This is a genomic window from Streptosporangium sp. NPDC023825, from assembly GCF_040639575.1.
Classification (GTDB): domain Bacteria; phylum Actinomycetota; class Actinomycetes; order Streptosporangiales; family Streptosporangiaceae; genus Streptosporangium.
Map to the genome: position 1 here is coordinate 122,671 of NZ_JBFAAE010000004.1, position 14,340 is coordinate 137,010.

Consider the following 14,340-nt stretch of genomic DNA (forward strand, 5'->3'; position numbering starts at 1 on the left):
AACCAGGACGGTCTCCACACCACCGTCCCGGCCTCGCGCGCACGCGCGAACCCCCGCCCTCCCCGGAGGGCGGGGGTTCGCGCGTCAGAGCTTGCGGAAGGTCCTCGCCTCCTCGGCCGCCGCGAGCACGGCCCGCAGCGCACAGCCGGTGCCCGCCGACACGACGGCCGAGATCGCCCCCTCGACGAACGGCACGTCGGCGATGACCACGCGCTCGTCCGCGAAGAGCCGGGCGGTGAGCACCGAGCTTCCCAGGTCGGGGATGAGGATTACCCCGTCTCCCCGGTCCACCTCCTCGATCGCCGCCGCCACCAGGTCGGGACTGGTCCCGAGGCCGCCGTCCTCGGTGCCGCCCGCGGCGGCCAGCGGGACGTTCCCGCCGCCGATCTGCGAGGCCAGCAGTGCCACCTCTGCCGCGAGCGGGCCGCTGTGCGAGATGAGGACGATGCCTACCACGGGCTCACCACGGGTCCGCCGGCCGGTCCGCGACCGGGTGCGAACCGGCGGCCGCTCGCCTCCGGCCGGAGCGGGGAGCGGGTCATCGCGCCGCCACCGTGTGCAGGGCGGAGAGGATGAGCGCGGTGGAGGCGGCGCCGGGGTCCTCGTGGCCCACGCTGCGCGGTCCGAGATAGCTGGCCCGGCCCTTGCGGGCCTGCATCGGGATGGTCGCCTCGGCTCCGGTACGGGCCGCCGCCGCCGCGGCGCCGATCGCCTCCGCGGGGTCCTTCCCGTCCTGTACGGCCGCCTCCAGTGCCCGCACGGCCGGGGCGAGGGCGTCCACCATGGTCTTGTCGCCCTCGGCCGCGGACCCCAGCTTGCGCACCCCGGCGAGCCCGGCCTCCAGGGCGGCGTGGAGCCGCGCGACGGACACCTCGGGGGTGTCGCCCAGCGTCTTGCCCGCCTCGCGGAACGCCGTGCCGTACAGGGGGCCGGACGCCCCGCCGACCTTGCGGATCAGGGTGTTGCCCACCAGCACCAGCAGCGATCCCGGCGTGTCCGGTGCCCTGCCGGCCAGGGCCGTGGTGACCGCGGTGAAACCCCGATCGAGGTTGGCGCCGTGGTCGGCGTCGCCGATCGCGGCGTCCAGGCCGGTCAGCCGCTCCCTTTCCGCGGCGACGATCCTGGCGGTCTCCTCGATCCAGGCGGCGAAAAGGGCGGTGTCCATCGCGGTGTCCATCTCAGCGTCCGGTGTCGGTGTCGGTGTCTCTCGGCGTCTGCCGGTGTCGGTTCCGTGCCCGTCGGTGTCGGCGTCGGCGTCGGCGTCGGAGGCCATCAGCGGCCCCAGCGCAGCGCGGGGGTCTCGACGGGGGCGTCCCACAACCGGGTGAGCTCCTCGTTCAACCGGCAGACCGTGATCGAGAATCCCTGCATGTCGAGGCTCGTGACGTAGTTGCCGACAAGGTTACGCGCCGCCCGCGCCCCCTTCTCCGCCAGGTGCTCCACGACGGCCGCGTAGGCGATGTACAGCTCGATCAGCGGGGTGCCGCCCATGCCGTTCACCATCACGAGGGTGTCGCCGGAGATCGGCAGGTCCTCGTGGATCGCGTCCATCGCCAGGTGGACCAGCTCGCGGGCCGGGCGCATGGCCGAGCGCGTCCGGCCGGGCTCGCCGTGGATGCCGATGCCCAGCTCGATCTCGGTGTCGGCGAGATCGAAGGTGGGCATGCCCGCCGCGGGTGTGGTGCAGGGGCTCAGCGCGACCCCGAAGGAGCGGCTGCGGGCGTTGACCTCCCTGGCCACCCGCGCGACCTCGGCCAGCGGCGCGCCGGTCTCGGCCATCGCCCCGGCGATCTTCTCGACGAACAGCGTGGCGCCGGTGCCCCTGCGTCCCGCCGTGTAGAGGGAGTCGCGTACGGCCACGTCGTCGTCGACCAGAACGCTCTCCACCCGCACCCCCTCCTCGCCGCTCAGCTCGGCGGCCATCTGGAAGTTCAGCACGTCGCCCGTGTAGTTCTTCACGATGTGCAGGACGCCCGCCCCGCCGTCCACCGCCGCGGTGGCCTCGATCATCTGGTCGGGTACCGGGGAGGTGAAGATCTCACCGGCGCAGGCCGCGTCGAGCATGCCGTAGCCCACGAACCCGGCGTGCAGCGGCTCGTGCCCCGACCCGCCGCCGGACACCAGGCCCACCTTGCCGGGGCGCGGCCCCGAGGCCCGGAACACGATCTGGTTGTCCACGTCCACCCGCAGCCCGGGATGGGCCGCCGCGACGCCGCGCAGCGCATCGGGAACGACGGACTCGACATCGTTGATGAGCTTTTTCACAGTTCCCAAACTCGCCCTGTTCGCGAGCGATGGCAAGCATCGGCCGCGGAAGCCCTCTTCCCGGCTCCGATCCTCGCCCTGACCGGGCGTACGGGATCGGCGCGCGGCCGTCGCCGGGCAGGGAGGACCGGTGGGTAGGCGAAGGTGGCGGGCGAAGGCGGCGCTGTAGGAGGATCTGCCGAGGTCCTGTCCCGTTGGAGTCCCGTTGGAGGCGTCATGTCGGTGTTGCGGAACCTGGTGGAGAGCATCCGGAACGGCGGGATCGAGGTGATCGACCTGACGGCGCCGCTGTCGCCGGAGACGCCGATCCTGCGGCTGCCGGAGCCGTTCGGCAACACCGTCCCGTTCGCGCTCAAGGAGATCAGCCGCTACGACGACCGCGGCCCCGCCTGGTACTGGAACGACATCGTGACGGGTGAGCACACCGGCACCCATTTCGACGCGCCCGTCCACTGGGTCACCGGAAAGGACGGCGAGGACGTCTCGCAGGTGCCGCTCGAGCGGCTGATCGCCCCGGCCGTGGTCCTCGACTTCGCCGCCGAGGCGGCCGAGAACCCCGACTTCCTGCTGGAGATCGCGCACGTCAAGGCGTGGGAGCAGGCCAACGGGCCGCTGCCGGAGGGCGGGTGGCTGCTCTACCGCACCGGCTGGGACGCCCGCTCCCACGACCAGGAGCGCTTCCTGAACGCGAACGAGACGGGCCCGCACACGCCCGGCGTCTCGGTCGAGTGCGCCCGGTGGCTGGCCGAGGAGACCCCGATCGCCGGGCTGGGCGTGGAGACCGTCGGCACCGACGCGGGCGCCGCGCACGGCTTCGACCCCGCCTTCCCGTGCCACTCGTTCCTGCTGGGCGCGGGGAAGTACGGCCTGACCCAGCTGCGCAACCTCGACCGGCTCCCGGTGACCGGCGCCGTGGTCGTCGCTCCGCCGCTGCCCATCGCCGGAGGCTCGGGCAGCCCGCTGCGGGTGCTGGCCCTGGTCGAGAGGTGAACGTCGCCGAGGTCGTGGGGCGGACCCTCGCCTCGCTCGGCGTGGGCACCGCCTTCGGGGTGGTGGGCAGTGGCAACTTCCACGTGACCAACGCCCTGGTCGCGTACGGCGCGCGCTACGTCGCCGCGCGCCACGAGGGCGGCGCGGCGACCATGGCCGACGCCTACGCCCGCCTCAGCGGCGAAGTCGCCGTGCTCAGCGTCCACCAGGGGCCGGGGCTCACCAACGCGATGACCGGCATCGCCGAGGCCGCCAAGAGCCGTACCCCGCTCGTCGTGCTGGCCGGAGAGGTGACCGAGCCCCGCTCGAACTTCTTCGTCGACCAGGCCGCGCTGGCGGAGGCGGTGGGTGCCGTCCCGATGCGGATCGGGTCGGCGGAGACCGCCGCCGCCGACACGGCCGAGGCGTTCCGCACCGCCCGCGACGGGCGCCGTACGGTCCTGCTCAACCTTCCGCTGGAGGTCCAGGGCCTGGCCGTCCCGGACGCGGGCCGGGAGGCCCCGGCGGTCACCGCGGAGGGGGAGGGATCGGGAGCGACCGTACCGGAATCCGGTGAGGTCGTCCCGCCGCGGGAACCCGGGGCCGAGCAGGTCGCCCGGCTGGCGGAGATCCTCGCGGCGGCACGCTGCCCCGTCTTCGTCGCCGGGCGGGGCGCACGCGGGGCCCGGCGCGAGATCGAGGAACTCGCCGAGCGGGCCGGGGCGCTGCTGGCCACCTCCGCCGTGGCGAAGGGGCTCTTCCGGGGCAGCCCGTGGGACCTGGACGTGAGCGGCGGTTTCGCCTCGCCGCTCACGGTCGAGCTCATCCGCGACGCCGACGTGCTCGTGGGCTGGGGCTGCGCCCTCAACATGTGGACCATGCGCCACGGCACGCTGATCGGCCGCGACACCACCGTCGTCCAGGTCGACCTGGACGACGCCGCGCTCGGTGCTCACCGGCCCGTCCACCTCGGCGTGGCCGGCGACGCCGCCCTCACCGCGCGGGCCGTCACTCGCCTGCTCGGCGGCGGTGACGGTGAGGACCACAGCGACGGCGGCGGTGACGGTGACGACCACGGCGACGGTGATGGCGACGGCGTATCGCGTGGCGAGGCGAAAGCTCCGGGCGGTACGAGCACCGGTGTGCCGGGCACCGGCGGAGCCGGGTACCGCTCGGCGGGGCTGGCCGCGCGGATCGCCCGGGAGAACCGCTGGCGGGACGTTCCCTACACCGACGAGAGCGGCGACGGCAGGATCGACCCCCGGACGCTGACGATCGCGCTGGACGACCTGCTCCCCGCGGAACGCGTGGTCTCCATCGACTCCGGAAATTTCATGGGATATCCGTCGATGTTTCTCGATGTCCCCGATGAGCGGGGTTTCTGTTTCACGCAGGCGTTCCAGTCGATCGGCCTCGGCCTCGCCACCGCGATCGGCGCGGCCCTGGCCCGGCCGGACCGGCTCCCGGTGGCCGCGCTGGGCGACGGCGGCGCGCTGATGGGCGTCGCCGAGCTGGAGACGGTCGTACGGCTCGGCCTGCCGATGGTGATCGTCGTGTACGACGACGACGGCTACGGCGCCGAGGTGCACCACTTCGGCCCGGACGGGCACCCCCTGGATACCGTGACCTTCCCGCCCGCCGACATCGCCGCCGTCGCCCGCGGCTTCGGCTGCGAGGCGGTCACCGTACGGGCCCGGGAGGATCTGGTCGCGGTGGCCCGGTGGCTGGAGGGGGACCGTGACCGGCCCCTGCTGGTCCACGCCAGGGTCAGCCGCGCGCGCGGATCGTGGTGGCTGGAGGAGGCGTTCCGGGGACACTGAGGCCCGGCCCCGCGAGGCGTCCGGGAGAGGATCGGGGGAGGTCGGGCCGGGGGGAGAGCTGAGGTACGGTTCAGCCATGGCTGAGATCGTGTACCCCCCGGTCATCGGGGCGGCGTTGACCTTGTTCCGTGCGCTGGACCTCAAAATCCGCATCGAGGGCGCGGAGCGCATCCCGCGGACCGGCGGGGCCGTGCTGGTCAGCAACCACATCAGCTATCTCGACTTCATCTTCGCCGGTCTGGCCGCGCGTCCCTCCGGGCGCCTGGTGCGTTTCATGGCGAAGAAGGAGGTGTTCGACCACCGGATCTCCGGGCCGCTGATGCGCGGCATGCACCACATCCCGGTCGACCGCGCGGCCGGGGCCGCCGCGTTCGGCGCGGCGCTGAAGTCGCTCAAGGGCGGCGAGGTCGTCGGCGTGTTCGCCGAGGCCACGATCAGCCGGTCCTTCACGATCAAGGAGATCAAGAACGGCGCGGTCCGGATGGCCGTCAGCGCCAAGGTGCCGATGATCCCGGTCTCCCTGTGGGGCACCCAGCGACTGTGGACCAAGGGGCACCCCAAGAAGCTGCTGCAGCGGCACGTGCCGATCACGATCCAGGTCGGCGAGCCGATGTACCCCCAGCGCGGCGACGACTACGACGCCGTCACCGCGGACCTGCGCGAGCGCATGGCCGAGATGCTCGACAAGGCGCAGCGGAGCTACCCGGAGATCCCGCCGGGCGTCTGGTGGCAGCCCCGCCACCTCGGCGGCACCGCGCCCACTCCCGAGGAGGCCGCCAAGCTTGACGCCGCCGAGGCGGAGGCCAGGGCGATCCGCGACAAGCCATGAACAGGTAGTTCACAAGTGGCGTGCCCCATCCTCTCCCCATGAGCAGCGCATTCGACGACATCGCGAACGCCTTCCAGCCGGTGCCGGACCCCGGCCCGGGACGCACGCCGGGGAAGGTCGGCATGGCCGTCCTGCTGGTCCTCTGGACGGGGCTGGGCGTGCTGCCCCTCGTGGCCGCGGTGCCCGGCCTCAGGCTCGCGACGGGCTCCGTCGGCGTCCCCGGCACGCTCACGGTGGTCTCGTGCGAGGACCTGGGCCGGGGTCGCTACGACTGCAGGGGCGTTTTCGCGCCCGACGGCGGCGGCGACGCGATCCCGGTCGAAGCCTCACCCGACTCCACCGCCGGTGACGTCAGGCGGGCCCGGCTCACCCCCGAGGGCGACCGTGCCGTACCAACCGGCACCTCCGGTGTGCTGGCCGCGCTGACCATGCCCTTCCTTGGCGTCGGAGTGCTGGGCTTCCTGCCGTACGTCCTCCTCCACGTCTCCGGGGCACGGCGGGGCCGCCGGGCCGCCGTGGTTTCCGGATGCCTCCTCACGCTCGTCTCGCTCGCCGGTGTGGTCGCCGGGATGGTCGCCGCCTACGCCTGAGCACGCCGAGGTGCGCGCGCACGCCCGGCGGCGTGTCCCGGCGCTCGTCCGGAAGACGGGCTGACGACAATCGTCGGATGGAGAAGATGACGGACGCCGAATGGCGTGAGTTCGTGATGACGGGGACGCGTACCGGCAAGCTCGGGGTGGTCAGGGCCGACGGCAGGCCGCACGTGACGCCGGTCTGGTTCGTGCTCGACGGGGACGACGTGGTGTTCACCACCCACGAGAGCAGCGTCAAGGGCAGGAGCCTGCGGCGCGACCCCAGGGTGGTCCTGTGCGTGGACGACGAGACCCCGCCGTTCTCCTACGTCATGCTCGAGGGCCTCGTCACCCTCTCCGCGGACACGGACGAGCTGGTGAGGTGGGCCACCGAGATCGGCGGCCGGTACATGGGCCGCGAGCGCGCCCACGAGTTCGGCCGGCGTAACGGCGTACCGGGGGAGTGGCTGGTCAGGCTCCGCGTCGGCAGGGTCGTCGCCGGCCGCGACGTGGCGGACTGAGGATCCCTCCGGACATCTCGTACGGGATGCGGGGGGCGCGACCCGACCGGCACCCGCGGTCCTCCGGCCACCCGCGGTCCTCCGGCCATCCGCGGGCCGACCGGCACCCGCGGTTCTCCGGCCATCCGCGGGCCCGCGGGACGGCACGTTCTCGGGCACCCGAGGGCCTCTCCCATTCCCGCCCGGGACGGGGGAGCGGGCTCGTCAGGAACGAATCTGTACGAAGTTCGAATTTTTCAACACGGTGGTGAGCTGCTGAAAAGCCCGATTTAGGGTGTCATGCACTTATTTGGCTTGCATGGGTTCGCTTGAAGCGGGCACTGTTCCCCGCGCCCTGGACGGAGGATCACGACCGGGCAGTGGTCCTCGGTCTCGGCGGCGGGCGTAGGCACCCCCTCGACGCCCCCGCTGGTTTCGGATCAAACCAGATGGAGGAGACAAGGTGACGCGAACAAACCCCGGCAGTTCCAACGAGGTGTCGTCGAGCGGATCGGGCAGAACACCCTGGCGCATTCCACGCCCGATGGTCTTCGCCACCGCCGTCGTGCTGGCGGCCTCGGGCGGCGTCGGGGTGTCCTCGGCGTCAGCGGCGTCGCCGCCGCCCGCTCCCACGCCGCCGGAGACGCCGGCCCCCAGCGTGACGGTGACGGTGACTCCCATCCCGGGTCCCACGCTGACCCCGACCCCGACGCCCACCACCACCACGCGGCCGCCCCGGATACCCCCGGTGGCGTTCCCCGGCACGCTGCACGGCGAGTTCGTCCTGCCGGCGAAGGACGGCTGCGGCTTCACGGTGTTCGCCCAGACCGGTGAGGCGACCGCTGTGGCGGAGGACTCGATCACGGTGCGAAGCCAGGACGGCTTCGAGAGGGTGTACACGATCACCGATTCCACCAAGTCCCTCTCGGGGCGGCGGGGCAACGTGATCAGGCAGGGTGACTGGGTCTCGGTGACCGCCACGACGGCAGGCGCCACGACGCCGGGGGAGCCGACGCCGGGTGAGCCGACGCCGACCACCACGACCCCGGGTGAGCCGACCCCGACCACCACGACGCCGGGTGAGCCGACGCCGGGTGAGCCGACGCCGACCACCACGACCCCGGACGAGCCGACGCCGACCACCACGACCCCGGTCGAGCCGCCCCCGACCACCACAGCCCCGGATGGGTCGGCACCGACCACCACGACCCCGGACGAGCCGACCACGGACGAGCCGGCCACGAGTGAGACGGCGACGGCCGCCTACGTCTTCGACCTGACGCGGCCCAACAGGAAGTTCTGGCGCGGCGGTGACTGGTGGTCCCTCAGCAAGTGGCGGATCGGCAAGTGGCGCGAGCCCAGCATCTGTCCCACGTCGCCCGTCGCGACCCCCACGGTCCCGCCTCCCGCGGAGACCCCGTTCCCGCCTACGGAGACCCCGCTGCCTCCCGCGGAGACGCCGACCGTCCCCACCCCCGAGCCGACCCCCACCGTGACGGAAACCCCGACCCCGACTCCCACCCCGACTCCCTGAACGTCCGGGGACACCTCCTGAGCGTCCGGGGACCGGACGCGGCCGTCGCGCGGCCCTGACCCGTGGGCCGCGCCGAGGATCCCGAGGCCGTCCGGCGCGAGGTGAGGGGCCCCGGGGGCCGATGACGCGCGGCTCGCAACGGCGTCGCCCGGGTCTCCGACCGGAGACCCGGGCGACGCCGTTCCACGTCGCGGCCGCCACGGTGCTCCGAACCCGGCCGCGGTCGCGGCACACCCCGGCGGCCACGAATCCGGTCTCCGCGGACTCCTCGAAGTCGTCATGCCTCCCGCCGTACGGGGAAGTTCGCCACGAGGAGACCGCCCACGATCCCTGGAGGCGAATTGACCGCGAAGTCCGAAGCAGAGTCCGAATCCGTGATGTCCCCCAGCCGCTTCGACGCCCGGATCACCGCGGATCCGGACTCGGCCTGGCCGGCGGAAGCGCATCGCTACCGGCTGGTCGCGAGCCGCGCGTGCCCGTTCGCGAGCAGGGCCGTGGTGAGCCGCAGGCTGCTCGGCCTGGAGGACGCGATCTCGCTGGCCGTCGTCGACCCCATCCAGGACGACCGCGGCTGGAGCTTCGCCCTCGGTCCCGACGGCAGGGACCCCGTCCTCGGCTACCGCCACCTCAGCGAGGCGTACCTGGCCGCCGATCCGGACTACGACGGCGGGTTCAGCGTTCCCGCGATGGTCGACACGGTCACCGGGCGCCTGGTCACCAACGACTTCGACCCGATGACCCTGGACCTGGCGACCCAGTGGACGGCCCTCGCCCGCCCCGGCGCCCCGGACCTGTACCCCGAGCCGCTGCGCGCGGAGATCGACGAGCTGAACGAGCAGATCTTCCAGGACGTCAACATCGGGGTGTACGAGGCGGGCATGGCCACCACCCAGGAAGCGTACTCGCGGGCCTACGACGCGCTGTTCGCCCGCCTGGACGCGCTGGAGGAGCGGTTGCGGACCCGCCGCCACCTGGTCGGCGACACGATCACCGAGGCCGACATCCGGCTGTTCACCTCGCTGGTGCGCTTCGACGTGGTCTACCACGGGCACTTCCGGTGCAACCGCTCCAAGCTGACGGAGATGCCGGCGCTGTGGGCGTACGCGCGTGACCTGTTCCAGACCCCCGGCTTCGGTGACACGGTCGACTTCGACCACATCAAGCGTCACTACCACCTCGTTCTGGACGAGAGCAATCCCCACCACATCGTGCCCGGCGGCCCGGACCTGTCCGGGTGGCTCGCCCCGCACGGCCGCGAGGGGCTCGGCGGCAGGCCGTTCGGGGACGGCACCCCGCCGGGGCCGCCACCCGCCGCGGAGGTCGTGCCGCCGCGGGGGCGGGCGGCCTGACGCCACCCCTGCCGCGCCTCAGGGCATCCTTGAGGCGCGGCCGTGTGCGGGGGCGGCGACCGGCCGCACGGCGCCGCCGGACGGGTGGCGCCCGGCGCCGTTCAGCCTCGGTGCGGCCAGGCGCGGGTTCTGCCGGTGCTCCAGGCCCACGAGGCGATACCGACGCGGTTCCGCACCCCCAGCTTGCGCTGGATGCCGGCGATGTGGTTCTTGACCGTGCCGGGCGACAGGAACGGCTCCGCGGCGATCTCGGCGTTGGTCTTGCCCTGGGCGACGAGCAGGGCGACGTCGTCCTCGCGTTCGGTCAGCGCCGTGCCCCGGGGGACGTCCTTGGGCGACGGGCCGATCCGGCTGAGGAGCCGTACGGTGAGTTGCGGGCTGATGAGCACATCGCCGTTCACGGCCGCGCGTACGGCCTCGACCAAAGGGCCGGGCCCGAGCGCTTGAGGACGAACCCGGCGGCGTTGAACTACCGACGCCGTCGCCGGGAGGCCTGCGCCGCCCGCGGGCGTACCGGCCACGACGGGTGGACCTCGTTCCCGTTCTCGCCGGTGGACCTCGGCGGCGTCGCGGCGCTGCTGGGGTCTCTCGTGCCCCATCGTGTCGTGTTCCGTCAGATGGCGGAAACACGCCACCCCGGAGAAGGCTCCCCGCCTTCAGGCCCCGGCCCCCGGGCGGAACGGTTGAAGCCCCAGGTCATCGTCTGTTTCGCCGAGCCGGGACCGCGCGGATTCCCTCGCCTCACGCGGGCGCGCATTAAACCCTTGTAAATTTTTCTGTCCCTTATTACAGGCAAATGCAACATTTATTCATTACCCTCCCCGGAGGTTAGGGAGATCCCTTATCGCCCATTTTGCTTCCCCCCGCGGGCATCCCCTGCCCGTGAAGGAGATCGTGTGTTCACAGCCCGCCCCTGGCGAGTGGTCCTGATCGGGACCATCACCCTCGCCTCACTGATCCAGCAGAGTGTGGCGTACAGCGCCACACAGGCCGCACCTGAATCCGACAAGATCGACCGGGTGGTCCAGGCCGACCTGTCCAAGGACGACAAGGCCACCTTCTGGGTGCGCCTGAAGGACGACGCCGACCTGCGGGCGGCGCGTACGGCGAAGACCAAGGCCGAGAAGGGCAAGGAGGTCTACCGGGCGAAGACGGAGAGAGCCGCCGCCTCGCAGACGAACCTGCGCAAGCTCCTCAAGGCCGCACGCGCCGACTTCACCCCGTTCTGGATCGTCAACACCATCAAGGTGACCGGCGACGCGAAACTGGCGGACGAGATCGCCAAGCTCCCCGAGGTGACGGCGATCGAGCCGTCCCGGATCGTCCAGCTGCCCGACCCGGAGCCGGCCAAGGAGGTCAAGGCCACCGCGGCCTCCGTCGAGTGGAACATCGACCGTATCAACGCCACCAAGGTGTGGGACGAACTCGGCGACCACGGTGAGGGCATCGTCATCGGGAGCATCGACAGCGGCGTGCAGTGGGACCACCCGGCGCTGGTCTCCGCCTATCGCGGCACGAAGACCGACGGCAGCGTCGACCACAGCTACAACTGGGTTGACACGATAGGCGTGTGCTCGGCCGGCGTGCCCTGCGACGACCTCGGCCACGGCACCCACACGATGGGCACCATGGTCGGTGGCGACGGCGGCGCCAACAACATCGGTGTCGCCCCCGGCGCCAAGTGGATCACCGCGAAGGCCTGCACGGTGAAGCCGAGGAGCTGCCCGAACGACGCGCTGCTCGCCGCCGGCCAGTGGATGCTCGCGCCCACCGATCTGAACCACCAGAACCCGCGTCCCGACCTCGCGCCCGACGTCATCAACAATTCCTGGGGAGGCGGCGGCCTCGACCTCTGGTACGACGAGATGGTCCGCGCCTGGGTCGCCGCCGGCATCTTCCCCACCTTCTCCAACGGGAACGAGGCCCTGAGGGCGCCCGTCACCTGCGAGAGCACCGGAAACCCCGGCGGGAACATCGCCGCCTACAGCGCCGGAGCGTTCGACTTCGACGGGCGCATCGGGGAGTTCTCCTCGCGCGGTCCCGGCGAGAACGGCGAGATCAAGCCGAACATCACCGCACCAGGCGTGAACATCCGCTCGTCCTGGAACGACGGCGGCTACCGCCCCAACTCCGGCACGTCGATGGCCAGCCCGCACGTCGCCGCCACGGTGGCGCTGATGTGGTCGATGTCGCCCAGCCTGAAGAACGACGTCGAGAACACCCGCGCCCTGCTCGACGGGACCGCGGCCGACGTCGACGACACGAGCTGCGGCGGCACCGCCGCCGACAACTATGTCTGGGGCGAGGGCATGCTCGACTCCTACGCCGCGGTCAAGTCGACCCCGCTCGGGGAACTGGGCACGCTGACCGGCACGGTCACCTCGGGCGGATCCCCCCTGGCCGGCGCGGCCATCAGCGTCTCCGGACCGGTGAGCCGTACGGTCACCACCGCGCGGGACGGGTCCTACACGCTGCCCCGCCTCCTGAGCGGCGACTACGAGATCACCTTCAGGAAGTTCACCTACGACGATGTCACCGCGACCGTCACCGTCACGACCGACCAGACGATCACCCGGGACGCGTCACTGGTGGCGCAGGCCCTGAGCACGGTGTCCGGGACGGTCACCAGCGTTGGCCTGCCCCAGGCCGGCGCCACGGTCGCCGCGGCGGGCACGCCTGCCGGCACGGTCACCGACGCCCAGGGCCACTACGAGCTCACACTGCCCCGCCGGGGCTTCGACCTGAAGGTCACCGCGGGCTCGCGGTGCACGCAGGACGCCGCCGTGCCCGTCACGGTGACCGGCGACCTGGTCAAGGACATCGAGCTGGCGAGCCACACCGACTCCTTCGGCTACACCTGCGGGAGCGGCACCGAGCCGTACATCGAGGGCACCACCAAGGAGCGGCTCGGCGGCGACGACGAGAGCCAGATGATCACGCTGCCGTTCGCCTTCCCGTTCTACGGCAAGACCTACACCCGCGGCGCGGTCGCCACCAACGGGTTCCTGACCTTCGGCGCCAACACCTACGCCTTCCCGAGCAACACCTCCCTGCCCACCACCGGCGATTCCAACGCCTCCATCTACCCGTACTGGGAAGACCTGGCGATGTGGGACGACAGCGGGCTCTATACCGCCACCGTCGGCACCGCACCGCACCGCACCTTCGTCGTGGAGTGGCGCAACGTGCAGTTCTACGACAGCGACGACCACTTCTCGTTCGAGGCGTTGCTCGGTGAGGACGGCTCCATCGGGTTCCGCTACCGCGGAATCGACGCCCCTGCCGAGGCGGGCACGACCGCGACGATCGGCGTCGAGAACGCGGAGGGCACCGACGCCCTGCAGTACTCCTTCAAGACCGATCCTCTCCCCGCCATCGCCGACGGCCAGAGCCTGTCCTTCGCCGCCCGGCGGCACGGGCTGGTGACCGGCACCGTCACCGACGCCAACGACGGCAAGCCGCTGGCGGACGCGACGGTGAAGGTGGGCGACGTGGCCACCTTCACCACCGGAACCGACGGCACCTTCTTCGGGCAGGCTCCCGCCGGTGACCACCAGGTCGAGGTCTCCGAGGAGAACTACGGCACTCTCACCAAGCAGGTCACCGTCAAGGCCGGTGAGCGCAACCTGCTCGACACGGCCCTGGCCACCGGCCGGGTGACGGCGTCGACCGACGAGGTCACCCTCGTGATGCCGGCCTCCTCCACCAGGAAGGGCGCGGTCGAGCTGTCCAACCTGGGGGCCGACGCGGCGTACACCGTCGAGATCGCCTCCGGCCAGACCTGGCTGGGCGTGACCCCGGCCAGTGGGCAGATCGCGGCCCGCGGGTCCGTGACGTTGCAGGTCACCGCGTCCAGCGCGGATGTCCAGCCCGGCAGCGTCCGCACCGGCGTGCTGGTCGTGCGCTCGGCGAGCGGCCGCGACCCGGCGTTCCCGATCAGCGTGTCCGTCGTGGTGCCGAAGTTCCAGGTCGCCATCGAGGCCGGCGGTTCCAGGAAGGCCGTCGACGCCGTCGGTGACGTCTGGGCGGCCGACCGGAAGTACACGCCGGGCGGCTACGGCTACGTGGGCAACGGCGACAGGACGAGCACCTCGAGCAAGACCGTCAGAGGCACCACCGAGCAGACGCTCTACAGGAGCGCCCGCGAGGACATGCGGGAGTACCGGTTCGACAAGGTCCCCACGGGGGTCTACACCGTCGAACTGGGCTTCGCCGAGACCCGGAACAAGCGTCCGGGCAAGCGGGTCTTCGACGTCGGCATCGAGGGCAAGCTCGCGATCTCGGCGCTCGACCTCGCCCGGGAGGCGGGGGAGAACACCGCGGTCAGCCGCCAGTACACGGTGAAGGTCACCGACGGCCAGATCAACGTGGGCTTCACCGCGCGGACCGGCGATCCCATCGTCAACTCCATCCGTGTCAGCGAGCGTCCCGACAGGGCCGCCCGGTAGGCGCGATCCACACCCTCGACCGGCCCGTCCCGCTCGGCGGGACGGGCCGGTTCC

The 14,340-nt window shown here is 71.9% G+C and carries 12 protein-coding genes; 8 read left to right on the plus strand and 4 right to left on the minus strand.

Going from position 1 to position 14,340, the window contains the following annotated elements:
* Positions 1–84: 84 nt before the first annotated feature.
* The 3 genes from AB0G15_RS05075 to dhaK form a co-directional block, all read right to left on the minus strand.
* On the minus strand, positions 85–456 hold the full coding sequence (locus AB0G15_RS05075; protein ID WP_362676028.1) for a phosphoenolpyruvate--protein phosphotransferase: 372 nt from the start codon (positions 454–456) through the stop codon (positions 85–87).
* An 82-nt stretch (positions 457–538) separates the two neighbouring features.
* Complete coding sequence (dhaL, locus tag AB0G15_RS05080) at positions 539–1,165, minus strand: dihydroxyacetone kinase subunit DhaL (protein WP_362835468.1); 627 nt, start codon at positions 1,163–1,165, stop codon at positions 539–541.
* Between the two features lie 107 nt (positions 1,166–1,272).
* Complete coding sequence (dhaK, locus tag AB0G15_RS05085; protein ID WP_362835470.1) at positions 1,273–2,265, minus strand: dihydroxyacetone kinase subunit DhaK; 993 nt, start codon at positions 2,263–2,265, stop codon at positions 1,273–1,275.
* Positions 2,266–2,481: 216 nt separating this feature from the next.
* Between dhaK and AB0G15_RS05090 the strand changes: the two genes are divergently transcribed.
* The 7 genes from AB0G15_RS05090 (at position 2,482) to AB0G15_RS05120 (ending at position 9,838) form a co-directional block, all read left to right on the plus strand.
* Positions 2,482–3,255: a cyclase family protein gene (locus AB0G15_RS05090; protein WP_362835472.1), complete on the plus strand. Its 774-nt coding sequence runs from the start codon at positions 2,482–2,484 to the stop codon at positions 3,253–3,255.
* A complete protein-coding gene (locus tag AB0G15_RS05095) occupies positions 3,252–5,054 on the plus strand; it encodes a thiamine pyrophosphate-binding protein (RefSeq protein ID WP_362835474.1) in 1,803 nt (600 codons plus the stop codon). The genes AB0G15_RS05090 and AB0G15_RS05095 overlap by 4 nt, the downstream gene beginning before the upstream one ends.
* Before the next feature lie 76 nt (positions 5,055–5,130).
* Positions 5,131–5,883, plus strand: coding sequence for a lysophospholipid acyltransferase family protein (locus tag AB0G15_RS05100; RefSeq protein WP_362835476.1), 753 nt, complete (start codon positions 5,131–5,133; stop codon positions 5,881–5,883).
* A gap of 38 nt (positions 5,884–5,921) precedes the next feature.
* The gene (locus tag AB0G15_RS05105; RefSeq protein ID WP_362835478.1) at positions 5,922–6,473 is read left to right on the plus strand and encodes a hypothetical protein; all 552 of its coding nucleotides are present in this window, start codon (positions 5,922–5,924) and stop codon (positions 6,471–6,473) included.
* Between the two features lie 77 nt (positions 6,474–6,550).
* On the plus strand, positions 6,551–6,976 hold the full coding sequence (locus tag AB0G15_RS05110; protein ID WP_362676011.1) for a PPOX class F420-dependent oxidoreductase: 426 nt from the start codon (positions 6,551–6,553) through the stop codon (positions 6,974–6,976).
* Between the two features lie 442 nt (positions 6,977–7,418).
* The gene (locus AB0G15_RS05115; protein WP_362835480.1) at positions 7,419–8,489 is read left to right on the plus strand and encodes a hypothetical protein; all 1,071 of its coding nucleotides are present in this window, start codon (positions 7,419–7,421) and stop codon (positions 8,487–8,489) included.
* Between the two features lie 377 nt (positions 8,490–8,866).
* On the plus strand, positions 8,867–9,838 hold the full coding sequence (locus AB0G15_RS05120; RefSeq protein ID WP_362835933.1) for a glutathione S-transferase C-terminal domain-containing protein: 972 nt from the start codon (positions 8,867–8,869) through the stop codon (positions 9,836–9,838).
* 101 nt (positions 9,839–9,939) lie between these two features.
* Here AB0G15_RS05120 and AB0G15_RS05125 read toward each other — a convergent pair whose 3' ends face one another.
* The gene (locus AB0G15_RS05125; RefSeq protein ID WP_362835482.1) at positions 9,940–10,239 is read right to left on the minus strand and encodes a response regulator transcription factor; all 300 of its coding nucleotides are present in this window, start codon (positions 10,237–10,239) and stop codon (positions 9,940–9,942) included.
* 495 nt (positions 10,240–10,734) lie between these two features.
* Here AB0G15_RS05125 and AB0G15_RS05130 point away from each other — a divergent pair, with 495 nt between their 5' ends.
* A complete protein-coding gene (locus AB0G15_RS05130; RefSeq protein WP_362835484.1) occupies positions 10,735–14,286 on the plus strand; it encodes a S8 family serine peptidase in 3,552 nt (1,183 codons plus the stop codon).
* Positions 14,287–14,340 lie beyond the last annotated feature (54 nt).